Genomic DNA, 24,901 nt, shown 5'->3' on the forward strand with positions numbered 1-24,901 from the left:
ATTATGTCAGTTTGCAGAACCGCGAGAGCGGGAGTGGTGGTCCGTTCCCGCCCCCGCTTCCGTCCTCGTGCGCCGAGTAGCCCCCGTCCACGAGGTGGTAGCTGCCCGAGATGAACGAGGCGGCGTCGCTCAGCAGGAACAGCGTCAGTGCGGCGACCTCGGCGTCGGTGCCCAGGCGTCGGGCGGCGTGCTCGTTCTCGAGCGTCGTGATCGCATCGCTCGACAGGCTGGCGCGGACCAGCGGCGTGTCGATGAAGCCGGGTCCGACGGCGTTCGTGCGGACGCCCTGCGCGGTGTACTCGAGCGCTGCGACCTTGGTCAGGCCGACGAGCGCGTGCTTGCTCGCGACGTAGGCCGCGTCCTCGGCGATCCCCACCGATCCCAGCACCGACGCCATGTTCACGACGGCGCCTCCGCCGGCCGCGACGATCGCCGGCAGCTCGAACTTGAGTCCGTAGAAGACTCCGTCGAGGTCGACGGCCCGGACGCGGTCCCAGGCGGCGATGTCGTAGTCGCCGATCATCTGGAGTGCGGCGCCGATGCCGGCGTTGTTGACCGCGAGGTGCAGTGCGCCGTAGGTCTCCTGCGCGAAGGCGACGGCGGCCTGCGAGTCCTCCCACTTCGCGGTGTTCTGCTCGAACGCGCTCGCTACTCCCCCGGCGGCGACGATCCCGTCCACCACTGCCTGAGCCGCGTCCTCATCGATGTCGGTCACGACGACCGACGCGCCTTCGGCGGCGAGCTCCCGGGAGATCGATGCTCCGATGCCGCTCCCGCCGCCTGTGACGAGCGCCGTCTTCCCTGCGAAACGGGTCGTCCCGATCACGTCCTTCCGTCGCGGACCTGCCGCGCCGGGTGCGCGACGTCCGGAACCACTGCGCCGCAGTTGTCGTTCTGCACTCCTGAGCGGGTGCCCGATCCCCCTGTCGTTCACAGTCGCCGCACATGTCGCTGAGTATCGTTCGGAGAAACGGAGGTCATCATGAACACTTCTTCTTCCTCGACCGGCGCGTTCGGCTCCGGCAACCCGATCGACAGCATCTGGCAGGCCATGGAGCAGGCGCGCTCGAGCTTCGAGAAGCGCGTCGGCACCCGGGTCGGGCGCGGCGACGTCCGTGCCGCCGTGCTGGCGCTGCTCGCGGAGCAGCCCATGCACGGCTACCAGATCATCCACGAGATCGAGGAGCGCAGCGGCGGCAGCTGGAAGCCCAGCCCGGGCTCCGTGTACCCGACGCTCCAGCTCCTCGCCGACGAGGGTCTGATCTCGGCCGACGAGTCGAACGGTCGCAAGACGTACTCGCTCACCGAGGCCGGTCACGCCCAGGTCGCGGCATCCGGAACCGGCTCGCCCTTCTCGGAGGGCGACCAGGTCGAGGCGGGGGCACTGCCGAAGGCCGGCATCGCGCTGGCCCAGGCCGCCGCCCAGGTCCAGCGCTCCGGCACCCCTGCCCAGATCCGGCAGGCCGTGACCGAGCTCGAGGACGTGCGCCGCCGCCTGTACGCGATCCTCGCGCAGGACTGACCCGGGTGTCGTCGGTCAGCCCGGGTCCGAGTGACCCGGGCCGCCGAGCGAGCAGTGAACGGCGGCGCTACCGCCGCATCCTGCGATTCGCCGCCTGGCACCTCGCGGTGACCTGGTGGTTCGATCTGGTCCTCCCCCGGTTCGGGCTGTCGGTGATCGCTCTGCGCACCCGCCCCGCCCGGATGCGGCGCTTCGCGCGCAGCTTCCACGTGCTCGCGGTCGAGCTGGGCGGGCTGATGATCAAGGTCGGCCAGTTCATGTCGTCGCGCCTGGACGTGCTGCCGCCGGAGATCACGCGCGAGCTCGAGGGGCTCCAGGACGAGGTGCCGCCGGTGCCGTTCCCGGGGATCCGAGCTCTCGCCGAAGCGGAGCTGGGGATGCCGCTGGATCGCGCCTTCGCGCAGGTCGACGAGTCCCCGGTGGCCGCGGCGTCGCTGGGGCAGGCCCACCGCGCGCGCCTCTCGGCGCTGGACTCGGGAGACACCGGGCACAGCACGGCGATCGTCAAGGTGCAGCGTCCCGGCATCGACGCGATCGTCGACGTCGACCTCGCCGCCCTGCGCCGGGTCGGTCGGTGGCTCACCCACGTGCGCCTCGTCTCGGACCGCGTCGATGCTCCCGCACTCGTCGAGGAGTTCGCGGCGACCAGCCTCGAGGAGATCGACTACCTGCGCGAGGCGGCCAACTCGGTCCGCTTCGCCGCAGACTTCGCCGGCGACCCGCGGGTGAGCGTGCCGGACGTCGTCTGGGAGCGGTCGACCCGCAAGGTCCTCACGCTGCAGGACGTCACGGCCGTCAAGATCACCGACGCCGACGGACTGCGCGCTGCGGGCATCGATCCCCGCGACGTCGCTCCCGTCTTCGCCGCGGTCATGTTCGACCAGCTCTTCACCACCGGCTGGTTCCACGCGGATCCGCACCCCGGGAACGTGTTCGTCACCCCGACTCCCGATGAGGAGCTCCCGTGGAAGCTGACCTTCATCGACTTCGGCATGATGGGCGAGGTGCCTCCGACGACCCGGGCCGGGTTGCGAGCGATGCTGATCGCCGCAGCCTCCCGCGACGGCAAGGGCCTCGTCGACGCCGCGCGCGATGTCGGTGTCCTCCTCCCCTCCGCCGACTCCCGCGAGCTCGAGCGGGCGATGACCCAGCTGTTCGCGCGGTTCGGGGGCATGGGCTTCGCGGAGCTGCGCGAAGTGGATCCACGGGAGTTCAAGGAGTTCGCCGTGCAGTTCGGCGACGTGGTGCGCTCCCTCCCGTTCCAGCTGCCCGAGAACTTCCTGCTGATCATCCGCGCCATGTCGTTGACGTCCGGCGTGTGCAGCGCGCTCGATCCCGCCTTCAATCTGTGGGACTCGGTGGAGCCCTACGCGCAGCAGCTGATCCGGGAGGAGCGCGGCAACGTCGTGCAGGATCTCGGCCGGCAGGCCGTCGACAATCTCGCTCTGCTCTGGCGTCTGCCGCGCCGCCTCGACGCGCTCGCCTCGACGCTCGAGGACGGGACGCTCGCCGTCACGGTGCCGAGTGTGGAGCGGCGCCTGAACCGCCTCGACGCCACGGTGCGCCGAGTGGTCTCGGCGGTGCTGTTCGCGGGGCTGCTGATCGCAGGGGCCGTGATCCGGCCCGACGACGCGGTCCTCGGCTCGGTGCTGATGATCGCGTCGGTCGTGCCGCTGCTGCACGCGCTGTTTTCAGGGCGGCGCGCCGCCTGAGGCGCTCCCCCGTTGCCGCTGCGCCTCCTGGGCGCGACCGGTCCCGCTAGGGTGACCGGTCGGGCCCGTCGGGGACCGGTCAGGGGGCGGGTGTGGACACGCTGAGCGCGGTCGTGCTGCTGGTCGTCGCCGTCGGAGCGGTGTGCCAGATCGTCTCGGGAGTCGGATTCGCACTCGTCGCGTCTCCCCTGCTCGTCCTCGCGCTCGGGCACGATCGGGGTGTCCGCACGGTGCTCCTGCTGTCGATCCTCCTGAACGTCGTGGTGCTCGTCCGCTCGTTCCGGCACGTGCGCGCAGCGGATGCCCTGCGACTCCTGGTTCCCGCCGCGCTGCTGGTCGTGCCGGCCGTCCTGCTCTCGAACGCGTTCCGGCCCGCAGTGCTGGCGGTGGTCGCCGGTGCCGTCATCCTGCTCGCCACCGGCCTCGTCGCGGCCGGACGCGCACTCCCCTTCCTCGACGGAGCACGAGGGGCGGTCCTGGCGGGTGCTCTCAGCGGGGTGTTCACCGTTCTGGCAGGAGCAGGCGGCCCACCGGTCGCCCTCTTCGCCGCGCAACGGCAGTGGCCGTCCGCGGTGGCCTCCGCCACGCTCCAGGCCTTCGCGCTGCCCCTGAACGTCCTGACGCTGCTGGTGCTCACTCCGTCCGCCGACGACCTGCGGGGGCTGGGCTGGGCACTCGCGGGTCTCACCCTCGGCACTCCGGCAGCCCTGCTCCTGGCCCGACGGGTCCCGGCCGCCGCCGTGCGGCGCCTCACTCTCGCCGTGGCCGCACTCGGCGGGGCGAGCCTCGTCGTCGGCGGCCTGGCCGGCGTCGCCTAGCGCAGGGGCCACTCCGCGTTGAGGACAGGGCTCCGGCGTAGGGTGTGGCGATGGGCCTCGCCGTCGTCGTCTTCGTCGCGGTCCTCGTGCTCTCCGAGGCAGCGCACTGGCGCGCGTCGCGTCGAGAGGTGAGGCCGGTGCCGCGCGACGTGGGCCGCGAGTCCGTCGTCGTGCTCGGGTTCCGGAACCGCGGCCCCCGGGCGAACGCGGTGAACCGCTATCGCGTGCGCGCCGCCCTGCGCTCCCGGCACACCCCCGGGAGCGTCCTCGTGCTCTGCGGCGGGAGTGTCGCCGGGTCGGTCCCCGAGGCCGAGCTGATGGCTCGGTACGCACGCCGCGAGAGGCGCTACCGCGGTCCCCTCGTGCTCGAGCGCGAGAGCCGCACGACCGAGGAGAACCTGCGGAACGCCGCCGCGCTCCTGGACGGGTCCGACACCGTCGTCCTCGTCTCGAACTCCCTGCACGCCGAGCGCGCCCGTCGGCTGCTCCGGCGGCTGCGCCCCGACCTCGCCGCCCGGCTCGTCCGCGCCGAGGAGCACCGGTTCGGCGAGATCCCGCTGCAGAAGCTGGTCGCCGCGGTCCTGGAGGCGGCTCGCGCCACCGGGGGTGCCGCCCCGCTAGGGTGAACCCACCGCAGCGCGAAGGGGGCCTCGATGGCGCGGAGCAGCACACGGCGACGAGGGCGGATCGGGGCCGTCGCGGCAGCACTGCTGGTGCTGCTGCCGCTCGCCGGGTGCGCCGGACCGACGCCCTACTCCGACTTCGAGCGGGAGCGGACCGAGGCTGACGTGCTGCCCGAGGCGGGCGGCATCGACACGGGCATCGATCCGGAGTCCGTCCGCTTCGTCGGCACCGCGGAGGGGGTCGACGTCTACATCGGCCTGTCGGACGAGCGGGGCCGCTGCGTCGTCGTCGACGACGGCGCCGACTCCGCGAGCGGCTGCAGCGGCAGCGGTGGCCTGGAGACCTCGAAGCCGGGAGCCTGGACCGTCCGCGTGCATCCCGACGGGGAGGGACCGGAGGACGCCCCCGGGCTCGACTGGACGGCGCTCGGGGAGAACGTCTCCGTCCGCGCGGGCTGACACCGCTGAGCGGGTCGGCCCTCGTCCGGCATCGTGGCCTACCGTGGACGCATGCCCAGAACCGTCTCCACGAGCACCGAGGTCGACCGCGAGGGCATGCTCTCCTTCGTTCGGCCGAGGCACCGGATGATCGTCGCCACGACTCGCGCCGACGGCCGCCCGCAGATGTCGCCGGTCTCCGGCGGAGTCGACGAGCACGGCCGGATCGTCATCTCCACCTACCCTGGCCGCGCGAAGACCCGGAACGCCGAACGCCGTCCCGCCGCCTCCGTGCTGGTGCTGTCGGACGACTGGGACGGCGCGTGGATCCAGGTCGACGGCGATGCGGAGGTGCTCCACATGCCCGAGGCCGCCGACGGGCTGGTCGACTACTACCGCTGCATCGCCGGCGAGCACCCCGACTGGCAGGAGTACCGGGAGGCGATGGCCCTGCAGGACAAGTCGCTGCTGCGCATCGCGCCCGCACGCTGGAGCCCCGTCTCCACGGGCGGGTTCCCGGCGGACGTCGCCGAGCGGCTCGACGCCCGCTGACGGGAGCGCGGAACAGGGGTCGGCTCAGGGTTCTCCCTGATCCGCCCGGGAGGCCCGGCCGGGATGCTCGGAGCATGCCCTCCGCGAGACGCCCTCTCCTTCTCCGCGCCGTCGCCGTCGCGATCGGAGGAGGACTTCTGCTGGGAGCCCTGACGAGCCTCCTGCAGACCGTGCTGCCGCCCTCGGTCAACTCCTTCGCGAACTCCGCCGGCGGCTGGTCGATGCTCGTCTTCGCCCTCGTCCGGCTGGGGCGCGCCCGTCCGGTCGTCGGCGCGGTGCTCGGGCTGCTGGCCTTCTTCGCGATGCTCGAGGGCTACGACATCGTGACGGGCCTCCGGGGCTTCGGCTGGTCCCCTCCGTTCTCGGACCCCTTCTGGCTGCTCGCCGTGCCCGCCGGCCCGATCCTGGGGGTCGCGGCCTCGCTCACCCTGCACGGGACCCGGGGGTGACGGGTCCTCGCCGTCGCGCCCCTCTCGGGAGTGCTCCTCGGCGAGGGGATCTGGGCGCTGGGCGCGGTCGTCGACACCACGAGCCCCGTCTACTGGTGGCTCGAGATCCTGCTCGGCGTCGGCTTCCTCGTGCTGGCCGTCGTGCGCCGCCGTCCGCGTCCCGTCGTGGTCCTCGCGGCCGCGGTGGTCACCGCCGCCGCGGCGTGGTGCTTCGTCGTGGTCTACTCGCTGTTCTGACCTCCGGGAATGCACGGCCGCCCGCCGTTGCTGAACGAGGGGGCTGAGGAGGATCACGTGGAACTTGTGCACTGGCTGTTCGACGCGCAGATCGTCCTGGGCGACCAGAGGGTCCTCTGGCGCGAGGTGATCGGCAACGCCTTCGGCCTGGCGAGCGCTCTCGGCGGGATGCGGCGCAAGGTCTGGGCCTGGCCCGTCGGCCTCGTGGGGAACGCGCTGCTGTTCACGGTCTTCATGGGCGCGCTCTTCGGCACTCCGAACCCCGTCAACCTGCTCGGTCAGGCGGGCCGGCAGGTCATGTTCATGATCGTGAGCGTCTACGGCTGGTACCGCTGGACGCACCGCCCCGACGCCTCGACGACCGTGCTCGAGCCTCGGTGGGCGTCGTGGCGCACCCGGGGCCTCCTCGTGGTGGCGATGGTCGGCGGCACCGCGCTGCTGACTCCGCTGTTCCGCGCGCTCGGCTCCTACGAGCCCGTGTGGAGCGACGCCTGGATCTTCGTGGGATCGCTGCTCGCGACCTACGGCATGGCGAAGGGCTGGGTCGAGTTCTGGCTGATCTGGGTCGCGGTCGACGTCGTGGGCGTCCCGCTCCTCTTCTCGGCCGGGTACTACGCGTCCGGCCTGATGTACGTGGTCTACGGAGGGTTCACCCTGGTGGGCTTCTTCGTCTGGATGCGGCACGGCCGCACGCCCTCCAGCGCGGCCGTCACCGTCGGCTGACTCCCCCGGTCAGCCCGGGAGCGGCGTCCCGGTGGCCGCGGCGAGCGCCGTGAGCACCCGCCGTCGTGCTCCCCCGCGAGTGCGACGAGCGGAGGGTGGCGAACGGGACTGCGTGCGCGGTGGAGAGCGGCCCGTAGGCTGGCACGATGACGTCCCGGGTGCGCCTCCTGCTGGCCTCGTCCCACCCCGGGCCCACGGTCGCGGTGACGGTGCTCGCGTCAGTGCTCGCCGCCGCCGCGGGCCGCCCCGCGGGCGCCGTCGTGCTGGTCGCCCTCGCCGTCGTCTCCGGTCAGCTCTCGATCGGCCTCGCCAACGACTGGATCGACGCCGACCGCGATCGCGCCGTCGGCCGCACCGACAAGCCGGTCGCGTCGGGCCTGATCGATGTCCGGACTGTCCGGGCGGCGGCGATCGGCACGGCGGCCGCGTCGATCCTGCTCTCCCTCCTGCTCGGACCGGTGGCGGCCGTCGCCCACCTCGTCCTCGTCGCGGCCGGCTGGGTCTACGACGCCGGACTCAAGCGCACCGCGTTCTCGGTCGTGCCCTTCGTCGTGGCCTTCGGCCTCCTGCCCGTCGTCGCCGTCTCGGCGGGAGGAGGGCCGCTCCCCGCCGCGTGGGCGATCGCCACGGGCGCCGTCTTCGGGATCGCGATCCACTGCACGAACGTGCTCCCCGACCTGGTCGACGACGCCGCCACCGGGGTCCGGGGCTTCCCGCACCGGCTCGGCCTGCGCCTGTCCGGCGTCGTCGCCTTCGGCTCCCTCGTCGCGGGGGCGCTCCTCGTGCTGCTCGGCCAGCTGTCGGGCGAGGACCGCGTGAGCGGTGCCGGTGCCCTCCTGGCGGTCGTCGGCACCCTCGCGGTCGTCGTCCTCGCCGTCGTCGGCGTCCGTCTCGTGCTGTCCGGGCCGCCGACACGGCTGCTCTTCCGGATCGTCATCGCCGCCTCGCTCGTGCTGGTGCTCGAGCTCGGCCTGTCGGGCGCGCGTCTGGTCGCCTGAGGTCAGGACCACCGCATCGCGTACACCCTCGCCAGGACGTGCGACGTCGGCAGCGCGAGGAGCACGCGCAGCAAAGCCGTCCGCCCGCGGTGCGCGGCGGCTCCGAGCGGTCTCCCGAGCGCCATGTTCAGCTCCGCCTGGCGCGCGGCCCGCCGTGCGGCCCGGGTCCGCCGCCGTGCGTAGGACGGCCAGGGGCCGAGTGCCCCCGAGCGGAGCGACTCCGCCAGGAGGGGAGCCAGCGCCGCGGCGTCGAGCCAGCCCAGGTTCATCCCCTGACCGCCGATCGGGCTGATCTCGTGCGCGGCGTCGCCGACGAGCACGACCCTGCCGTCGTCGAGCGCGCCGGCCTCGCGACGGCGGACCCGGAAGCCACTCAGCATGGTGCAGGTCCCGGCGTCGACCGCGGCGCCCGTGCGGGAGCGGACGACCGCCGCGAGCCGCACCGCCGCGTCCCGATCCGGCGGGTCCTCGGGGCGCCAGGCGGGAGCGCCGAGCGAGGCGTCCGCTCCGACGAGCGCCACGTAGCGTCGACGACCCCCGGGTAGCGGGAACGACTCCACGACCCCGGCCGGCCCGACGTCGACGAGGGCCGAGCCCGAGAGGGAGGCCGGCTCGGGATCGGCGAAGTCCCCCATCACGTAGCGGTCGGGGTAGTCGCGGCCCGAGACGCCGACGCCGAGCAGCTCGCGCACCGTGCTCCGTGCGCCGTCCGCCCCCACGACGAACGAGGCCTGCACGGTGGTCGTCCCGCCGCCGTCCGTCCGGCCGACGGCCTCGACGAGCGGACCCTGCCGGTGAAGACCCGTCAGGGAGATCCCGGGTCGCAGCGCCCCGGGCGAGAGCTCCTCGAGCCGCTCCCGGAGGATCGACTCGGTGCGGTGCTGATCGAGGGTGGCGACGTAGGGGTGAGTGCGCGAGGCGCGGGCGAACGACAGGGCACCGAGGTCGCGGCCCCGGCTGCGGGCGATCCCCCGCCTCACGAGCGCCGCCTCCGCGAGGACGGGCTCGGCCGCACCGATGCCGGCGAGCACGTCGAGGGACGGCGGATGGATGCCGATCGCCCGCGATCCCGCGGGGAGCGCGATGCGGCTCTCCCACACCTGCACGTCGATCCCGGCCCGGGCGAGCAGCGCGGCGAGCAGGACGCCCACCGGACCCCCGCCGACCACGAGCACGTCCGTCCGCTCCGCTTCCACGCTCCGAGACTACGGAGCCGGCGACCCGCTCGCGGGCACTCGTGCAGGCGGCGCCCGGTCGTTAGGGTGACGGCATGACCGACCGCGTGCTCGCTCCGGAACCCCCCGCCGACGGCTCCAAGCCGAAGGGGCCGGCGTCCTACTTCACCAGCATCGAGAAGACCTACGGGCGCCCCGTTCAGGAGTGGCTCGACCTGGTCGACGCGCGGCTCGACTCCGAGCCGCACATGCAGGTCGTGGCCTGGCTGAAGTCCGAGCACGGCCTCGGGCACGGGCACGCCAACGCGCTCGTCGCCTACGTCAAGGCCGCTCGGGCCTGATCAGAGCTTCGCGGCTGCGCGCGCGGCCCTCGCCGCCTCGCGCTTCGCGACCGCAGCGGCCGCGCGCTCGCCGACGCGTCGGCGGTTGAGGGCGATCGCCTCCTGCACGAGTGCGGTCAGGGCGTCGGCGTCCACCCGGTCGCCCTCGGCGAACTCGACGGAACGGCGCTGATTCCCCCCGAGCTCGCCGTTGAAGATCCCCTGCGGGTCCGGCAGCGAGGCGCCGTGGAGGAAGCCGAGCTTGACCTTCGCCCGGAAGACGTTGCCGACGCAGAGGATCCCGTCGAGCTCCCACACCGGCGCCCCCATCCACTTCCACTCCTCGACGATGCCGGGGTCGGCGGCGCGGACGACGCGACGCAGCTCGGCGAGGGTCTCCCCGCGCCAGTCGGGCGTGCGGGCGATCAGGGCGTCGATCTCGTCGCTCGGGGTCATGGGGTCCTCTCGTCGCGGGAACGCGCCGATGCTACTCCGCGGTGCGGCGGCGCGCCCGTCAGGAGAGGATCCGCCGCACGGCCTCCTCGACCAGCGCGTCGTCGGCCGGCTCGTCGTCCAGAGCGCGGTGGATCGTCAGCCCCTCCATGAGCGCGTCGAGCATCCGCGCGGTCGCCGGATCGAAGTGCTGCTCGAGCGCCGCGCGCGTCCTGGCCATCCACGAGTGCGTGAGGCTCCGGAACGCGGGCTGACGCGCAGCGAGCGTGTAGAGCTCGTGGGTGAGGACGAGCTCGCGGTGGCTGCCCAGGACGTCGTGCACGACCAGGTCCACGAGCGCCTGCCGGGCCTGCTCGGGCGAGCCGGCCGCGTCCATCCGCCGCTGCGCCTGGTCGGCGACCGAGTCGGCGAAGCGCGAGAAGGCGGCGTGGAGCAGCTCGTCCATGCCGGCGAAGTGGTAGGTCATGGAGCCCAGGGGCACGTCGGCGGCCGCCGCCACCCGTCGGTGCGAGGTCCCCGAGACGCCCGCCTCCGCGATCACCTCCAGGCACGCGTCGATGATGCGGTCGCGCCGATGCGGATCCGTCCGCCGCGCCGCACGCGCCGGAGCGTCCTCGCTCACTCGTCGACCCTCCGGATCACCCTGGCCGGGCTGCCGACCGCGACGACTCCGCACGGGATGTCGCGGGTCACGACCGCCCCCGCTCCGATCACGCTGTCGTCGCCGATGCTCACGCCGGGGCAGACGATCACGCCGCCGCCGAGCCAGACGTTGTCGCCGATCGTGATCGGCCGGGCGGCCTCGAGCTTGTCCCGTCGCGGGCCGGGCTCGATCGGGTGCGTCGGCGTCAGCAGCTGGACGTTCGGTCCGATCTGGCAGTCCGCGCCGATCGTGATCGGCGCGACGTCGAGGGCGGTGAGGTGGTAGTTGACGAAGGTCCGAGCACCGATGCGGATGTTCTCGCCGTAGTCGACGAACAGCGGCGGCTTGACGAAGGCGCCCTCGCCGAGGTCGCCGAGGAGCGCCTCGAGGAGCGGTCGGGCGGCGTCCTCGTCGGCGAGCGAGGCGCGGTGATAGGCGTCGGCGAGGCGCACGGCGCGCTGCGCGATCCGGATGCTCTCCGGATCATCGGCGAGGTAGAGGTCTCCGGCGAGCATGCGCTCGCGATTGGTGCGGTCGTCTCCCGCGAAGTGATCGGTAGTCATGTGCACGATCGTACACACTGCGTGTACGGTCGTACGCATGTCTGCTTCCGCCGCCGCTCCTCCGAGCAGAGAGGTCCGTCGCGCCCGCGGTGCGGTCGCCGCTCTGTTCCTGACCAACGGGGCGCTCTTCGCCAACCTCGTCCCCCGCTTCCCCGAGATCAAGGCCGACCTCGGGCTGGACAACGCCGCATACGGAGTCGCGATCGCGGCGTTCCCGGCCGGTGCGATCCTCGCGGGCCTCGCGTCCGGCACACTCCTGCGCCGGATAGGGAGCGGTCGCGCGGCCGTCCTCGGCACGATCCTCACGGCGATCGGCACCGTGGTCGCGGGCGTCTCGCCGACCCTCCTCGCGTTCGCGGCAGCGCTGCTCGTGTCCGGCGCGACCGACGCCGTCACCGACGTCGCGCAGAACACCCACGGTCTGCGCGTGCAGCGCCGCTTCGGCCGCTCGCTCATCAACTCCTTCCACGCCCTCTGGTCGATCGGAGCGGTCCTCGGCGGGGCGATGGCAGCGGGAGCGATCGCCGTGGGCCTCCCCCGCTCGACGCACCTCGTGCTCTCCGGCACCCTCTTCGCGATCGTGGCCCTGACGGCGCTGCGCTTCTGCCTCCCGGGCCGCGACGACGCGGAGCGCCCCGAGAGGACGTCGACCGGTCCCCGGTCGAGCGTGAAGGGCCGCGTCGTGCTCCTGCTCGTCGCCCTCGTGGGCGTCGCGATCGCCGGAACGCTGGTCGAGGACGCCGCCTCCACCTGGGCCGCGGTCTACCTCTCGGGGGAGCTCGGGGCGACGGCCGCCGTCGCCGCGACCGGGTTCGTCGCCCTCGTCGGCGCGCAGTTCGTCGGGCGGATCCTGGGCGACCGTCTCGTGGACCGCTTCGGTCAGCGCGCGGTGGTGCGGACCGGCGGGGCGATCGCGCTCCTCGGGATGGGCGCGGCGCTCCTGCTCCCCTCCGTTCCCGGCACGATCCTCGGCTTCGCCGCCGCCGGTCTCGGTCTCGCCACGACAGTGCCCGCGGCGATGCACGAGGCCGACGAGATCCCCGGGCTGCGCGCCGGCACCGGAGTGACGCTCGTCTCGTGGCTGATGCGCCTCGGATTCCTCCTGTCGCCGCCGCTGGTCGGGCTCGTGTCCGACAGTGCAGGTCTCCGCGCAGGCCTGGCCGTGGTCCCGCTCGCCGGCCTCCTCGCCGTCGTCCTCGCGCCCGCCCTGACGGCCCGCCGCAGGACCGGATCCGCGTCCGCGAACGGGGTCGCTGCGTGAGGGGGCCGCTCGCCGCCGTCCTCTGGGACATGGACGGGACGATCGTCGACTCCGAGCCCGCCTGGATGGCCGCCCAGCACCGACTCGTGGCCCACTGGGGCGGCGAGTGGAGCGAGCACGACGGGCTGGCCCTCATCGGCTCGACCCTCGAGCAGACCGCCCTCGCACTCCGGGGCGCGGGGGTCGGGCTCGACGACCGCGCGATGGAGGAGGAGCTCGAGGGCGACGTCGCGGCGGCCCTGCGCGCCGGGATCGCCTGGCGGCCCGGAGCCCTCGAGCTCCTCCGCAGCGTCGCGGCCGTCGGTATCCCCCAGGCGATCGCGACCACCTCGTCCCGTCGTCTCGCCTCGATCGTGGCGGCGGCGCTCGCCGAGCACGTCGTGCTCGCCGGTGTCGTCACGGGAGACGACGTCTCCCGCGGCAAACCGGATCCCGAGCCCTACCTCCTCGCCGCGCGCCGACTCGGTGCGCCGATCGCCGACTGCGCGGCCGTCGAGGACTCCCCCGTCGGGCTCGCCGCCGCGGTCGCCTCGGGGGCCGCGGCGGTGGGGGTCCCGCACCGGGTACCGCTGGCGGAGGGCCCGGACCGCACCCTCTGGCCGACCCTGCACGGCCGCACCGTGGAGGATCTGCGCGCACTGCTGCTCTGACCGGTCCCGCCCGGCCGACGACTACTGCCGGTACGACGCCAGGAAGTTGCCGAGCCGCTCGATCGCCTCCGAGATCACCCGCTCCTCGGGGAGGGTGACGATGCGGAGGTGGTCCGGCGTCGGCCAGTTGAAGCCCGTCCCCGGCACCAGCAGGATGTGCTCCGCTAGCAGCAGGTCGTAGACGAGCCTCCCGTCGTCCCGGATGTCGTGCACCTCGGGATCGAGGCGCGGGAAGGCGTACAGGGCCCCTCTCGGCAGCTCGCACGACACGCCGGGGATCCGCTCGAGACCCGACCACGCCGCGTCCCGCTGCCGGTGCAGGCGCCCCTCCGGTGCCACCAGCGCCTCGATCGACTGCACGCCGGAGAGGGCGGCCTGGATCGCGTACTGCCCCGGGACGTTCGGGCACAGCCGCGTCGAGGCGAGGAGGGTGATGCCCTCGAGGAACCCCTCCGCGTGGTCGCGCGGACCGGTGACCGCCATCCAGCCCGAGCGGTAGCCCGCGACGCGGTAGGTCTTGGACAGCCCGTTGAAGGTCAGGCACAGCAGGTCCGGAGCCAGCGACGCGAGCGGGATGTGCTGAGCGTCGTCGTAGAGGATGCGGTCGTAGATCTCGTCGGCCAGCAGCAGGAGGGAGTGCTCGCGGGCCACGGCGACGAGTCCCTCGAGCACCGCGCGGCTGTACACCGAGCCGGTGGGGTTGTTGGGGTTGATGACGACGATCGCCTTGGTCCGCGGAGTCACCTTCGAGCGGATGTCCTCGAGGTCCGGCTGCCAGCCGTCCTCCTCGGCGCAGCGGTAGTGCACCGCCGTCCCGCCCGAGAGGCTCGTCATCGCGGTCCACAGAGGGTAGTCGGGGGCGGGGATGAGGACCTCGTCGCCGTCGTCCAGGAGCGCCTGCATGGTCATGGTGATGAGCTCCGACACCCCGTTGCCCAGGAACACCCACTCGGGGTCGACGGGAGGGAATCCCGGGATCTCCTCGTAGCGGTACGTCACCGCCTGACGAGCGGAGAGGATCCCGCGGCTGTCGCTGTAGCCGTGCGCGTTCGGCACGGCGGCGATCATGTCCCGCACGATCTGGTGCGGGGCCTCGAAGTCGAAGCCCGCCGGGTTGCCGGTGTTGAGCTTGAGGATGCGGTGCCCCTCGCTCTCGAGCCGCGACGCCTCGACGAGCGCCTTCCCCCGGATCTCGTAGAGGACGTTCCGGAGTTTCGCGGACTGCTCAAGGGGGCGCGGAGTGCTCATCCGGCCAGGGTAGTCACCGGGCGGGGCCGGCACCGCCTCCCGCGCTGCACGGCGGAGCACGTGTCACGCTGGAGGCATGAGCGACGCCGCCGATCCCCGCACCTACGACCTCGACGCCCTGCGTCGTCGCGTCCTCGCCGACGAGCTCGAGGACGACGGAGTCGTCGACGACAGCATCCCCGAGCTCGCCGCGGCCGACCCTCGACTGTGCGGCCTCGCTCTCGTGCTGCCGGACGGGTCGGTGCGCTCCAGCGAGCAGGCCGACGTGCTCGTCAGCATCCAGTCCGCCGTGAAGCCGTTCCTGTTCGCTCTGGCGCTGCTCGACACCGACGGGGAGGCTCTCGAGCGCGTGGGCATCGAGCCGACCGGCGAGGCCTTCGATGCGATCAAGCTCGAGAGCGGGACGGGCCGCCCGCCGAACCCGATGGTGAACGCGGGCGCGCTGCTCACCGCTTCCCTCGTCGACGGCGGCGGTGCCCGGGAGCGCAGTGAGCGCATCCTCCGCGGCCTGTCCGCCTTCGCGGGACGCCCGCTCGAGGTCGACGAGGGGGTCGCCCGCAACGAGCACCTGCTCGGCGACCGCAACCACGCCCTCGCGCACCTCATGCGCTCGGAGGGGACGATGCACGTCGGAGCCGACGACGCGGTCTCCTCCTACGCCCGCGCCTGCGCGGTGCTGGTCGACGCCCGGGCGCTCGCCGTGATGGGCGCCACGCTGGCGTTCGGCGGAGTCAATCCGGTGACCGGGGAGCGTGTCGTGCCGCCCGCGGTGGCTCGCGACGTCCTCTCGGTGATGGCGACCTGCGGCGTGTACGACGGATCCGGCCGCTGGATGCAGGCGGTCGGCATCCCGGCGAAATCGAGCGTCTCGGGCGCCCTCGTCCTCGCGGTGCCCGGCCGCCTCGGCGCCGCCGTGGTCAGCCCTCCGCTGGACGCGTCCGGGACGAGCGTGCGCGGCCGCCTCGTGAGCGATCGGCTCAGCGCCGATCTCGACCTGCACGCGTTCGGCCACCGCGGCACCGGCGCCTGAGTCCGGCGCTCGCCGACGAGGACTCCGGCGTCCTAGGGTGACCGTCATGACCGCTCCGCTCCCCTACCTCGCGTTCCCCGGCACGGCGCGCGACGCCCTCGGCTTCTACCGCGACGTCTTCGGCGGCGACCTGTCGCTGCACACCTTCGAGCAGTTCGGTCGCACCGACGGCCCGGGTGGGCTGATCGCCCACGGCGTGCTCACGGGGCCGGTGTCGCTCGCCGGCTCCGACACCGCGGTCGGCGAGGAGCCGCTGCATCTCGAGGGCGTGCTCTTCGCGCTCCTGGGCACGGCGGCGCCGGACGTCCTCGCACGCTGGTTCGACGCCCTCGCCGAGGACGGAGGGGTCGTCGACCCTCTCGAGGCGAGGCCCTGGGGTGCGACCGACGGACGGGTGCGGGACCGCTACGGCGTGTCCTGGCTGGTGGGCTGGGAGCACTGACCTCGCGCCCGCGCGCGGTGTCGACCCCCGGACGCGTCCAGCACCCGCCCGCTACAGTGCCATGATGCGCCGCTGGGGAGTTCGTCGATGACCGCCGTCCGCTACGTCGCCATCGGCGACTCCTTCACCGAGGGCGTCGGCGACGAGCTGCCCGACGGGTCGACCCGGGGCTGGGCCGATCTCGCCGCGCAGGGCTGGGCCGAGGCGAGGGGCGAGCGGATCGAGTACGCCAATCTCGCGATCCGCGGCCGGCTCATCCGCCCCATCGTCGAGGAGCAGCTCGAGCCCGCTCTCGCCCTCGAGCCCACCCACCTCTCCTTCAACGGAGGTGGCAACGACATGCTGCGGCCGCGTGCCGACATCGAGCGCATCGCCGACTCCTACTCGCGAGTGCTGCAGCGCTGCGACGAGGAGGGCGTGGTCCTCATCGCCCTGGCCGGAGCCGATCCCTCGGCCAGGCTCCCCCTCGGCCGGATGATCAAGCGGCGCGGAGACGCGCTGACGAGCGCGGTGCTGCGCCGGATCGAGGCCCGGGACGACATCGTGGTCGCCGACAACTGGAACGACCCGGCGTTCCAGAACCCCCGGATGTGGTCGGAGGACCGGCTGCACATGGGACCCCGGGGCCACCACCGCGTCGCCTCGAAGGTGCTCGGCGCGCTGGGGCTCACTCCCCCGTCGCAGTGGCGGGAGATGCCGTCGGACCGGGCGTCACGACTGGGCTCCGCGCGCTACTACCGCGAGCACGTCGCGCCCTGGGTGCGCCGGCGCCTCACCGGCACCTCCTCGGGGGACGGCCGCACGGCCAAGTTCCCGGAGTTCGTCCCGATCGACCCGATCGGCTGAGGGAGAGCGGTCAGCGCCAGCCGTAGCGCGTCGAGACGGTCCGGGCGACGGTGTCGAAGCGGGAGCGCTCGAGCACCGCGCCCTCACGGCGCATGCCGGCGGGGTGGATGCGGAAGACCCGCTCCGGATCGACCCAGCTCGGCCGCCCCTCGGCGTCCCACTCCCCGGTGCCGACCGGCAGGTAGCCGTCGTGCTGCTTCGAGCTCAAGCGCACCGCGAGCACCGTCCCGGCCTTCTCGACCGCGAGGACGAGCACCGGGCGGTCCTTGCCGCGTCCGTCGTCCTCCTCGTAGGGCACCCAGGTCCAGACGATCTCGCCCGGGTCGGGGTCGCCGTCGGCGGTGGGCGCGTAGCCGGCGTGCACCCCGCGGAGGCGGGCGGGGTCGACCTCGACGGTGCGGCCGACGCCGCTCGCGCCGGGGGTCGTCGCCGTGGGCGTCAGGAACGGACGCTGAGCCGGCGGTCCCGCGTCGGGCCTCGGCGCGACGGTGCGGCCGAGGAGTCGGAGGAGCAGGGACACGACCGAGCGTGAGGAAGTCACCCGGGAACCCTAGCCCGGAAGCACGGCCGCGCGGGGGAACGCGAACGGGGTGCCGCCCTCGGGAGGGCGGCACCCCGTCGGGTGCAGTGCGGTGGGGAGGGGTCAGTCCGCGAGGACGTAGCCCGCCTCGCCGTGGATCGCGGTGTCGATGCCGGCGACCTCGTCCTCGTTCTTGACGCGGAACCCGATGGTCTTCTGGATCACGAAGCCGATCAGGAGGGTCATGAGGAACGAGTAGGCGAGGACTGTGAAGGCCGCCAGGGCCTGAGCGCCGAGCTGAGCGAAGCCGCCGCCGAGGAAGAGGCCGACGTCGGTGCCGAAGAAGCCGATGTAGAGCGTTCCGATGAGGCCGCCGACCAGGTGGACGCCGACCACGTCGAGCGAGTCGTCGTAGCCGAGGCGGTACTTGAGGTCGATCGCCAGGGCGCAGACCGCACCGGTGATGACGCCGAGGACGATCGCCCAGAAGGGCGAGAGGCTGGCGCACGCCGGGGTGATCGCGACGAGGCCCGCGACGGCACCGGAGGCGGCACCGATCGAGGTGGGCTTGCCGTCCTTGATCTTCTCGACGACGAGCCAGCCCAGGATCGCGGCGGCCGGAGCGGCGATGGTGTTCAGGAACGCGATCGCGGCGATGCCGTCGGCGGCGAGCTCCGAGCCGGCGTTGAAGCCGAACCAGCCGAACCAGAGCAGACCCGCGCCGAGCAGCACGAACGGCGGGTTGTGCGGCTGGTGCGCGCCCTTGGTGAAGTTGACGCGCTTGCCGAGGACCAGGGCGAGGGCGAGGGCCGCCGCACCGGCGTTGATGTGCACCGCGGTGCCGCCGGCGAAGTCGATCGCTCCGACGTTGTAGGCGATCCAGCCGCCGTCCACGACGCCCTCGTCACCGAGGGTGAAGTTGAAGACCCAGGAGGCGACCGGGAAGTACACGAGGGTCGCCCACACGCCGGCGAAGACCATCCAGGCGCCGAACTTCGCGCGGTCGGCGATCGCACCCGAGATGAGCGCGACGGTGATGATGGCGAACGTGGCCTGGAAGGCCGCGAAGGCGATCGTCGGGTAGGCCGCGGTCTGCTCGCCGAGCGCGTCGTTGTAGAGGCCCTGCAGACCGATCTGCGCGACGTCGATGCCGAGGAAGCCGTCGATCCCGAAGAAGGTGTCGGTGCCGGCGGGGCCCGCGGGTCCGTTGCCGAACGCGATGGCGTAGCCGTAGAGGACCCAGAGGACTCCGATCAGCCCCATCGCGCCGAAGCTGAGCATCATCATGCTGATGACGCTCTTCGCCCGGACGAGACCGCCGTAGAAGAACGCCAGTCCCGGCGTCATCAGCAGCACGAGTGCCGCGGCGATGAGAAGGAAGGCGGTGTTGCCTTGATCCATTCTGAAACCTTTCTTCGGGTGCGCAGGAGCGACCCGGAGAACGCCTGGGCGTCAGCGGAGTCGAGTCGCTTGAGTACGCCCGTCAGTCTGGTGGCGCGACGTTTCGGTTCGAGGGGACCTGCGTTTCGAGCGCGTTACAGGGAAGCCGTTCGTGTGAACAACGCGTTACACGGACCTGCCGAGGTGCTCGGCGCGGGGGCGACGGCGGGGCGTGGAGCCCCCGATCCTACGAAGCGGACGCCCGGAACGGGCTCATGCTCGTGAGCGCGATGAGGCGGGACATCGAGCGGAGGTACTTCTTGCGGTAGCCGCCGGTGAGCATGTCGCCGCCGAAGACCTCGTCCAGCGGCACACCCGAGGCGAGCACGGGGATCTGCGCGTCGTAGACGCGATCGATGAAGGCGACGAGGCGGAGCGCATCGGTCTGATCGGTCAGCGCGGTGACGTCGCGGAGCACGATCGCGTCCACGCCGTCGATGACCTTGATGTAGCGGGACGGGTGCACGGAGCCCAGGTGGTCGACGGCCGCGCGGAAGGCGTCGTCGGTGACGACCGCCCCGGAGGGGGCCTGCGCGAGCGCGGCCGAGATCTCGTCGTCGGTGCGCACGACGGCGTGGCCCTCGATGTCGCGGCGGCGGTAGTCGGTCCCGTCGATCCGCATGGTCTGGAAGTGCTCCGCCATCGCGTGGATCTCGCGGAGGAAGTCGGCCGCGGCGAACCGGCCCTCGCCCAACGCGTTCGGCGGCGTGTTCGAGGTCGCCGCGATGCGGGTCCCGGAGGCGACGAGCTCCCCCAGCAGGCGGGTCATCAGCATCGTGTCGCCCGGATCGTCGAGCTCGAACTCGTCGATGCAGAGCAGCGCCGATCCCTTGAGGAGGGACACCGTCGCCGCGTAGCCCAGCGCCCCGACGAGGGCGGTGTACTCGATGAACGTGCCGAAGTAGGTGCGGCCGGGCACCGCGTGCCAGATCGCCGCGAGGAGGTGCGTCTTGCCGACGCCGAAGCCGCCGTCGAGGTACACGCCGGGCTTCACCTCGGGAGCCTTCTTCCGGCCGAAGCCGAAGAACCCGCCGCCGCCCCGCGAGCCGCCGCCCGCGGCGAACGCGCGCAGCGCCTCGACGGCCTCGGCCTGCGAGGGGTACTCCGGGTCCGGGCGGTAGCTCTCGAAGGTGGCGCCCTCGAACTGCCGCGGCGGCACGAGCGTCGAGGCGATCTCGTGACCGCTGATCTGCGGCGAGCGCGTCGTGAGGCTGCTCGTCGAACGGACGTCGTCGGGGATCACGCGCACCTCGCATCGTGCGTCCGGAGGGGGCCGGCCGCTCAGTCTGACTCTGCATCGAACCGTCCGACCCGGCGCCGGAGGGCTCCCGGCTCTGTGTCGAACTCTTACGGCGCCTTCCGTGCACCCGCGCTCGGGGGCGCGTACTGTCGCTGAAGGGCGGGCTCCAGCGTAGCCCGCTCCTGGATTCACGCCCGCGCTCCGCGCACCACCCTGGAGGTCCTCCTTGTCCGTTGAACTCGATCCGTCGCCGAAGTTCGCCGCCTACGCGCACCCCGAACGACTCGTCAGCGGTGAGTGGCTCGAGCAACGCCTCGGCACCCCGGGTCTCGTGGTGGTCGAGTCCGACGAGGACGTCCTGCTCTACGAGACCGGGCACATCCCGGGATCGGTGAAGATCGACTGGCACACCGACCTCAACGACCCGGTCGAGCGCGACTACATCGACGGTGCGGCCTTCGCCGCCCTCCTCGGCGCCAAGGGCATCACCCGCGACACCACCGTCGTCGTCTACGGCGACAAGAACAACTGGTGGGCCGCCTACGCGCTCTGGGTGTTCACCCTCTTCGGCCACGAGGACGTCCGCCTCCTGGACGGCGGCCGCGACAAGTGGATCGCCGACGGCCGCCCCGTCACGACCGACGCGTCGACGACCGACGCGGTCGAGTACCCCGTCGTCGAGCGCCGCGATGCCGACGTCCGCGCGTTCAAGGAGGACGTCCTCGCGCACTTCGGCAACCCGCTGATCGACGTCCGGTCCGCCGAGGAGTTCTCGGGCGAGCGCACCACCGCTCCGGCGTACCCGGAGGAGGGCGCCCTGCGCGCGGGCCACATCCCGAGCGCGCAGAACGTGCCGTGGGGCAAGGCCGCCGCCGAGGACGGCACGTTCCGACCGCTGGACGAGCTCAACGGCATCTATCGCGACGGAGCCGGCCTGCAGGACGGCGACGCCGTGATCGCCTACTGCCGGATCGGCGAGCGCTCGTCGCACACCTGGTTCGTGCTCACCCACCTGCTCGGCTTCGAGGGCGTCCGCAATTACGACGGCTCGTGGACCGAGTGGGGCAGCGCCGTGCGCGTCCCGATCGTCAAGGGCTCCGAGCCCGGCGAGGCCCCCGCGGCCCGCTGACCGATGTCCAGGAGACCCCGACCGCTCCGCGGCCGGGGTCTCCTGCTCTGAGAGGATGGACGGGATGACTTCCGACGACCTTCTGCCCGACGCTCTGCGCGACATCCGCGACGAGTTCCTCGCCCTCGAGAAGCCCGAGCGGCTGCAGCTCCTCCTCGAGTTCTCGAACGATCTGCCCGAGCTGCCCGAGCGCTACCGCGACCACCCGGACCTCTTCGAGCGGGTCGAGGAGTGCCAGTCCCCCGTCTTCATCGTCGTGGAGTTCGACGGCGACGTGATCCACCTGCACGCGACGGCGCCGCGGGAGGCTCCCACGACCCGCGGCTTCGCCTCGATCCTCGCCCAGGGGCTCGATGCACTGACCGCGGAGCAGGTGCTCGCCGTCCCCGACGACTTCCCGCAGACGATCGGCCTGTCCGAGGCCGTCTCGCCGCTGCGCCTGCGCGGGATGAGCGCCCTGCTCGGCCGCACCAAGCGCCAGATCCGCGCCCACCTGGCCGCGTGATCCTCCAGCCGCTCGTCCCCGCAGGACCCGCGGTCCGCCTGGGGGACGACGGCGCCCGAGCCGCCGTCGAGGAGGCCTACCGGCCGTCCGACTCGGTGCGCGTCCGGCTGAACATGATCGCGAGCGTGAACGGCTCGAGCATCGGGTCGGACGGCACGAGCGAGACGCTCACCAACCGCGTCGACCGCACGATCCTCGGAGTGATCCGCGCTCAGGCGCAGGTGGTCCTCGTCGGCGCTGCGAGCGTCCGCGCCGAGGGCTACCGCGTCCCCCGCCGGGTTCCGCTGGCGATCGTCTCCTCGAGCGGCGATCTCGCCGGTCACCGGCTCGAGCTTCAGGAGGGCGCTCGCGTGCTCCTCCTCGTGCCCGAGTCGCTCCCCTCCCCCGCCGCACTCCCCGACGGGGTCGAGGTCGTCCGAGTACCCGCACGGGACGGGCGGATGCGCGTCGAGGAGGTGCTCGCCGCCCTGGCCGCGCTCGGTCTGGACCGCGTCGTCTGCGAGGGCGGGGCCTCGCTGTCCGGCCAGCTCCTCGCCTCCGGACTCGTGGACGAGATCTGCCTGACCACCGCTCCGCGCGTCGTCCTCCCCGGGCTGCCCGTCGCCGCGACGGGCGCGGTCGTCGACGACGCCTACTCGCTCGAGCGCCTCGCCGTCGACGACGCGGGCTTCACCTACGCGCGCTGGACCCGGATCCGCTGAGCGACCGCCTCCGCAGCCAGCCCTCGACGGCCCGCTCCCAGCGGTCGGGGTCGTCGTTCCAGATCCTGGTGTGACGAGCCCCGTCCACCAGCACGAGCTCGACGAGATCGGGGCGCGCCGCCGCGAGCGCCTCGGAGGGCCCGCTCGGCACGAAGTCGTCGTCGGCGCTGTGCAGGAGGAGGACCGGAGTCGTGAGCTCGTCGGCGCGGGACACGAGGTCGAGGTCCGCGAGCGGCACGACGGCGCTCTGCCCGGTGAGGGCGGTCGACAGCGGGCTCTGCATGGCGGTCAGGGCGAGCGCCGCGATCACCGGCGGGATCCGCCGCAGCCGAGCCTGACCGCGCAGGGTCTCGTGCCAGTCGACGACCGGCGAGTCGAGGACGAGTCCGGCGATCAGGTGCCGCCGGGGCGAGCGCAGCACGGTCTGCAGAGCGATCGCCCCGCCCATCGACCAGCCCACGAGCACGACGGAGCGTGCGCCCCGCTCCTGGGCGAAGCGGATCGCCGCGTCCACGTCCCGCCACTCGGTGTCGCCGAGGCCGTAGCGACCGTCGGGGCTCGAGGGGGCGTCGCCGTCGTTGCGGTACGAGATCACGAGGGAGGTGAGGCCCGCGCGGTGGAGGACCGGCACGCCGCGGAGCGTCTCCTCGCGGTGCGTCGCGCGGCCGTGCACGTGGACGGCCCACGTCGCCCCGTCGCCGCCCGGGAAGAGCCAGGCGGGCGCGGGGCCGTACTGGGTCGGGACCTGCTCCGCCGTGAACGGGATCCGCGTCTGGCGCGGCGAGAGGAACAGCCAGCCGTTGACGCGCCCGCGGGCGCCGGCGTGCAGCCGTCCGCGATCCACCGTCTCGAGCTCGCGCACGACCCTGCCCGCACCGGTGGCGAGGATCCGACCGACGCGGGCGTGACCCCGCCCGCCGTCGAACCAGAGGCTGAAGCCGCCTCGGACCGTCGTCTCCGGCCCGGCCGCGAGGACGATCTCGCGCGCGTCGGGCCGCACGTCCAGCACTCTCGTGTCCTCGCTCCGTCGCGACGGCGGGATCACGACCCCGCGCAGGAAGGCGGTGACGAGGGCCGACGCCCCCAGGGCGAGCGTCGCGGCGAGAGCGGGCGGGGCGAGCAGAGCGAGCAGGAGGGCGCCGGTGCGCCGACCGCCCTCCGCGGCGTGCCTGCGGGGATCGGGCATGCGGGAACTCTAGTCTTCGGAGCGTGCCCGACTTCTCAGCGCCGTCTCAGCCACCGGAGGAGTTCCGGGCCGCGACGGAGGCGATCCGCGCGGTCTCGACCCGATCCGAGCTGACCGTGTCCGAGATCCCGTCGCCGACCGGGCTCGCTCCGTGGGCCCTCGCCCTCTCGGCGGACGTCGCGCCGCATCCGCACGGGCGCGACTCCGAGCTCGGCACGGGGCGCTTCATCCTCCTCTACGACCCCGAGGAGCCCGAGCAGTGGGGCGGCGCCTTCCGCGTCGTCTGCTTCGCGCAGGCACCGCTCGAGGTCGAGATCGGCACCGACCCGTTCCTCGCCGAGGTCGCCTGGTCGTGGCTGATCGATGCGCTCGACACCCGGGGCGCCGCCTACCACGCGGCGTCCGGCACGGCGACGAAGGTCCTCTCGACCGGATTCGGCGAGCTGGCCGCCCAGGGCGACGGCGCCCAGATCGAGATCCGCGCGTCCTGGAGTCCCGAGGATGCGCAGCTCGCCGCCCACGTGGAAGGCTGGGGCGAGCTGTTGTGCATGCTCGCGGGCCTCCCGCCCGTATCGAGCGACGGTGTGACCTCGCTCGCCTTCCGACGGAACAACCGTGACTGATTACCGCGTCCTCTCCACCCGCGACGAGTTCCTCGCCGCCGTCGACGCCCTCGCCGCAGGCGAGGGGCCCGTCGCGGTCGACGCCGAGCGCGCCTCCGGCTTCACGTACTCGCAGCGCGCGTACCTCATCCAGGTGTACCGCCGCGGTGCCGGCGCCTTCCTCTTCGATCCCCCCGCGATCGGCCGGATGGACGCTCTGCAGGAGGTCATCGGCGACGAGGAGTGGGTGCTGCACGCCGCCAGCCAGGACCTCGCGTGCCTGCGCGAGGTTGGTCTGGATCCGACCCGCATCTTCGACACCGAGCTGGCCGCCCGCCTGCTGGGGCTCCCGAAGGTCGGTCTCGGGGCGGTCGTCGAGGACCTGCTGGGCATCCACCTCGCCAAGGAGCACTCGGCAGCGGACTGGTCCACCCGTCCCCTCCCCCAGAGCTGGCTCGTCTACGCCGCGAAGGACGTCGAGCTCCTGGTCGACCTCCGCGACCGGATGGAGGAGATGCTCATCGAGGCGCGGAAGACCCGCATCGCCCGCGAGGAGTTCGAGGCCACCCTGGCCCGGCAGCCGAAGCCGGCCCTGCCCGACCCGTGGCGGCGGCTCTCGGGCATGCACTCGCTGCGCGGACTCCGCGCTCTCGCGGTCGCCCGCGAGCTCTGGCTGGCGCGGGACGCCTTCGCCCGGGAGCGCGACATCGCTCCGGGCCGCCTGATCCCCGACTCCTCCATCGTCGCTGTCTCGCGCAACATCCCCAGCAGCATCGGCCAGCTCTCGGGCCGCCGCGACTTCACCGGCCGTGCGAGCCGGGGCGAGGTGGAGCGCTGGTGGGCGGCGATCCAGCGCGGCCTGAGCACCGAGGACC

The 24,901-nt window shown here is 72.9% G+C and carries 29 protein-coding genes and 1 pseudogene; 20 read left to right on the forward strand and 10 right to left on the reverse strand.

The window, feature by feature from the left end; genetic code table 11:
• Position 1: 1 nt before the first annotated feature.
• Positions 2-823, reverse strand: a complete 822-nt coding sequence (locus NB037_RS06390) for an SDR family NAD(P)-dependent oxidoreductase (protein WP_251944492.1) — start codon at positions 821-823, stop codon at positions 2-4.
• Between the two features lie 159 nt (positions 824-982).
• Here NB037_RS06390 and NB037_RS06395 point away from each other — a divergent pair, with 159 nt between their 5' ends.
• The 9 genes and pseudogenes from NB037_RS06395 to NB037_RS06435 all read left to right on the forward strand — a co-directional run bounded on the left by NB037_RS06395 (position 983) and on the right by NB037_RS06435 (position 8,072).
• A complete protein-coding gene (locus NB037_RS06395; protein ID WP_251944465.1) occupies positions 983-1,522 on the forward strand; it encodes a PadR family transcriptional regulator in 540 nt (179 codons plus the stop codon).
• 5 nt (positions 1,523-1,527) lie between these two features.
• Positions 1,528-3,234, forward strand: a complete 1,707-nt coding sequence (locus tag NB037_RS06400) for an ABC1 kinase family protein (protein WP_251944466.1) — start codon at positions 1,528-1,530, stop codon at positions 3,232-3,234.
• Between the two features lie 92 nt (positions 3,235-3,326).
• A complete protein-coding gene (locus NB037_RS06405; protein WP_251944467.1) occupies positions 3,327-4,052 on the forward strand; it encodes a TSUP family transporter in 726 nt (241 codons plus the stop codon).
• A 50-nt stretch (positions 4,053-4,102) separates the two neighbouring features.
• On the forward strand, positions 4,103-4,678 hold the full coding sequence (locus NB037_RS06410) for a YdcF family protein (protein WP_251944468.1): 576 nt from the start codon (positions 4,103-4,105) through the stop codon (positions 4,676-4,678).
• A 27-nt stretch (positions 4,679-4,705) separates the two neighbouring features.
• Positions 4,706-5,134 (forward strand): hypothetical protein, encoded by a 429-nt coding sequence (locus tag NB037_RS06415; RefSeq protein WP_251944469.1) that lies wholly within the window; start codon positions 4,706-4,708, stop codon positions 5,132-5,134.
• A gap of 51 nt (positions 5,135-5,185) precedes the next feature.
• Positions 5,186-5,665 carry a PPOX class F420-dependent oxidoreductase gene (locus tag NB037_RS06420; protein ID WP_251944470.1) on the forward strand — a complete coding sequence of 160 codons (480 nt, stop codon included), beginning with the start codon at positions 5,186-5,188 and terminating at the stop codon, positions 5,663-5,665.
• 74 nt (positions 5,666-5,739) lie between these two features.
• Positions 5,740-6,351, forward strand: a pseudogene (locus tag NB037_RS06425) (DUF6518 family protein).
• Between the two features lie 57 nt (positions 6,352-6,408).
• A complete protein-coding gene (gene pnuC / locus NB037_RS06430) occupies positions 6,409-7,074 on the forward strand; it encodes a nicotinamide riboside transporter PnuC (RefSeq protein ID WP_251944471.1) in 666 nt (221 codons plus the stop codon).
• A 146-nt stretch (positions 7,075-7,220) separates the two neighbouring features.
• Complete coding sequence (locus NB037_RS06435; RefSeq protein WP_251944472.1) at positions 7,221-8,072, forward strand: UbiA family prenyltransferase; 852 nt, start codon at positions 7,221-7,223, stop codon at positions 8,070-8,072.
• A 2-nt stretch (positions 8,073-8,074) separates the two neighbouring features.
• Here NB037_RS06435 and NB037_RS06440 read toward each other — a convergent pair whose 3' ends face one another.
• Complete coding sequence (locus tag NB037_RS06440; RefSeq protein WP_251944473.1) at positions 8,075-9,268, reverse strand: FAD-dependent oxidoreductase; 1,194 nt, start codon at positions 9,266-9,268, stop codon at positions 8,075-8,077.
• Positions 9,269-9,342: 74 nt separating this feature from the next.
• Here NB037_RS06440 and NB037_RS06445 point away from each other — a divergent pair, with 74 nt between their 5' ends.
• Positions 9,343-9,588, forward strand: a complete 246-nt coding sequence (locus NB037_RS06445; RefSeq protein WP_251944474.1) for a DUF4287 domain-containing protein — start codon at positions 9,343-9,345, stop codon at positions 9,586-9,588.
• On the opposite strand, the gene NB037_RS06450 is transcribed toward NB037_RS06445, so the two are convergent.
• From NB037_RS06450 to NB037_RS06460, 3 genes are read right to left on the reverse strand one after another with little or no spacing between them, the layout of a single operon-like run.
• On the reverse strand, positions 9,589-10,023 hold the full coding sequence (locus tag NB037_RS06450; RefSeq protein ID WP_251944475.1) for a DUF1801 domain-containing protein: 435 nt from the start codon (positions 10,021-10,023) through the stop codon (positions 9,589-9,591).
• A gap of 58 nt (positions 10,024-10,081) precedes the next feature.
• Entirely contained in the window at positions 10,082-10,642 is a 561-nt protein-coding gene (locus NB037_RS06455) for a TetR/AcrR family transcriptional regulator (protein ID WP_251944476.1), read from the reverse strand.
• Positions 10,639-11,226, reverse strand: coding sequence for a sugar O-acetyltransferase (locus NB037_RS06460; protein WP_251944477.1), 588 nt, complete (start codon positions 11,224-11,226; stop codon positions 10,639-10,641). Before NB037_RS06460 ends, NB037_RS06455 begins: the two co-directional genes overlap by 4 nt.
• Positions 11,227-11,263: 37 nt before the next feature.
• Here NB037_RS06460 and NB037_RS06465 point away from each other — a divergent pair, with 37 nt between their 5' ends.
• Positions 11,264-12,487: an MFS transporter gene (locus NB037_RS06465; RefSeq protein ID WP_251944478.1), complete on the forward strand. Its 1,224-nt coding sequence runs from the start codon at positions 11,264-11,266 to the stop codon at positions 12,485-12,487.
• Complete coding sequence (locus NB037_RS06470) at positions 12,484-13,137, forward strand: HAD family hydrolase (protein WP_251944479.1); 654 nt, start codon at positions 12,484-12,486, stop codon at positions 13,135-13,137. Before NB037_RS06465 ends, NB037_RS06470 begins: the two co-directional genes overlap by 4 nt.
• Before the next feature lie 21 nt (positions 13,138-13,158).
• Here NB037_RS06470 and NB037_RS06475 read toward each other — a convergent pair whose 3' ends face one another.
• Positions 13,159-14,385: a pyridoxal phosphate-dependent aminotransferase gene (locus NB037_RS06475; RefSeq protein ID WP_251944480.1), complete on the reverse strand. Its 1,227-nt coding sequence runs from the start codon at positions 14,383-14,385 to the stop codon at positions 13,159-13,161.
• 76 nt (positions 14,386-14,461) lie between these two features.
• Between NB037_RS06475 and glsA the strand changes: the two genes are divergently transcribed.
• The 3 genes from glsA (at position 14,462) to NB037_RS06490 (ending at position 16,703) form a co-directional block, all read left to right on the forward strand.
• Positions 14,462-15,415: a glutaminase A gene (gene glsA / locus NB037_RS06480; RefSeq protein ID WP_251944481.1), complete on the forward strand. Its 954-nt coding sequence runs from the start codon at positions 14,462-14,464 to the stop codon at positions 15,413-15,415.
• Between the two features lie 46 nt (positions 15,416-15,461).
• Complete coding sequence (locus NB037_RS06485; protein WP_251944482.1) at positions 15,462-15,857, forward strand: VOC family protein; 396 nt, start codon at positions 15,462-15,464, stop codon at positions 15,855-15,857.
• A gap of 87 nt (positions 15,858-15,944) precedes the next feature.
• Entirely contained in the window at positions 15,945-16,703 is a 759-nt protein-coding gene (locus NB037_RS06490) for an SGNH/GDSL hydrolase family protein (RefSeq protein WP_251944483.1), read from the forward strand.
• Between the two features lie 10 nt (positions 16,704-16,713).
• On the opposite strand, the gene NB037_RS06495 is transcribed toward NB037_RS06490, so the two are convergent.
• The 3 genes from NB037_RS06495 to zapE form a co-directional block, all read right to left on the reverse strand.
• Positions 16,714-17,244: a type II toxin-antitoxin system PemK/MazF family toxin gene (locus NB037_RS06495; protein ID WP_251944484.1), complete on the reverse strand. Its 531-nt coding sequence runs from the start codon at positions 17,242-17,244 to the stop codon at positions 16,714-16,716.
• A 102-nt stretch (positions 17,245-17,346) separates the two neighbouring features.
• Positions 17,347-18,624, reverse strand: a complete 1,278-nt coding sequence (locus tag NB037_RS06500; RefSeq protein WP_251944485.1) for an ammonium transporter — start codon at positions 18,622-18,624, stop codon at positions 17,347-17,349.
• A gap of 226 nt (positions 18,625-18,850) precedes the next feature.
• On the reverse strand, positions 18,851-19,906 hold the full coding sequence (gene zapE, locus NB037_RS06505) for a cell division protein ZapE (protein WP_251944493.1): 1,056 nt from the start codon (positions 19,904-19,906) through the stop codon (positions 18,851-18,853).
• A 223-nt stretch (positions 19,907-20,129) separates the two neighbouring features.
• On the opposite strand from zapE, the gene NB037_RS06510 reads away from it, so the two are divergent.
• The 3 genes from NB037_RS06510 to NB037_RS06520 all read left to right on the forward strand — a co-directional run bounded on the left by NB037_RS06510 (position 20,130) and on the right by NB037_RS06520 (position 22,238).
• The gene (locus NB037_RS06510; protein WP_251944486.1) at positions 20,130-21,032 is read left to right on the forward strand and encodes a sulfurtransferase; all 903 of its coding nucleotides are present in this window, start codon (positions 20,130-20,132) and stop codon (positions 21,030-21,032) included.
• A gap of 64 nt (positions 21,033-21,096) precedes the next feature.
• Positions 21,097-21,537, forward strand: coding sequence for a SufE family protein (locus NB037_RS06515; protein WP_251944487.1), 441 nt, complete (start codon positions 21,097-21,099; stop codon positions 21,535-21,537).
• Positions 21,534-22,238 (forward strand): dihydrofolate reductase family protein, encoded by a 705-nt coding sequence (locus tag NB037_RS06520; RefSeq protein ID WP_251944488.1) that lies wholly within the window; start codon positions 21,534-21,536, stop codon positions 22,236-22,238. Before NB037_RS06515 ends, NB037_RS06520 begins: the two co-directional genes overlap by 4 nt.
• On the opposite strand, the gene NB037_RS06525 is transcribed toward NB037_RS06520, so the two are convergent.
• Entirely contained in the window at positions 22,207-23,424 is a 1,218-nt protein-coding gene (locus NB037_RS06525; RefSeq protein WP_251944489.1) for an alpha/beta hydrolase, read from the reverse strand. The genes NB037_RS06520 and NB037_RS06525 overlap by 32 nt on opposite strands.
• 23 nt (positions 23,425-23,447) lie before the next feature.
• Between NB037_RS06525 and NB037_RS06530 the strand changes: the two genes are divergently transcribed.
• On the forward strand, positions 23,448-24,047 hold the full coding sequence (locus NB037_RS06530; RefSeq protein ID WP_251944490.1) for a DUF3000 domain-containing protein: 600 nt from the start codon (positions 23,448-23,450) through the stop codon (positions 24,045-24,047).
• A partial coding sequence (locus NB037_RS06535) for an HRDC domain-containing protein (RefSeq protein ID WP_251944491.1) occupies positions 24,040-24,901 on the forward strand: 862 nt, incomplete at its 3' end. The genes NB037_RS06530 and NB037_RS06535, both read left to right, overlap by 8 nt.

The sequence above is a fragment of the Rathayibacter rubneri genome (assembly GCF_023743255.1).
GTDB classification, from domain to species: domain Bacteria; phylum Actinomycetota; class Actinomycetes; order Actinomycetales; family Microbacteriaceae; genus Rathayibacter; species Rathayibacter rubneri.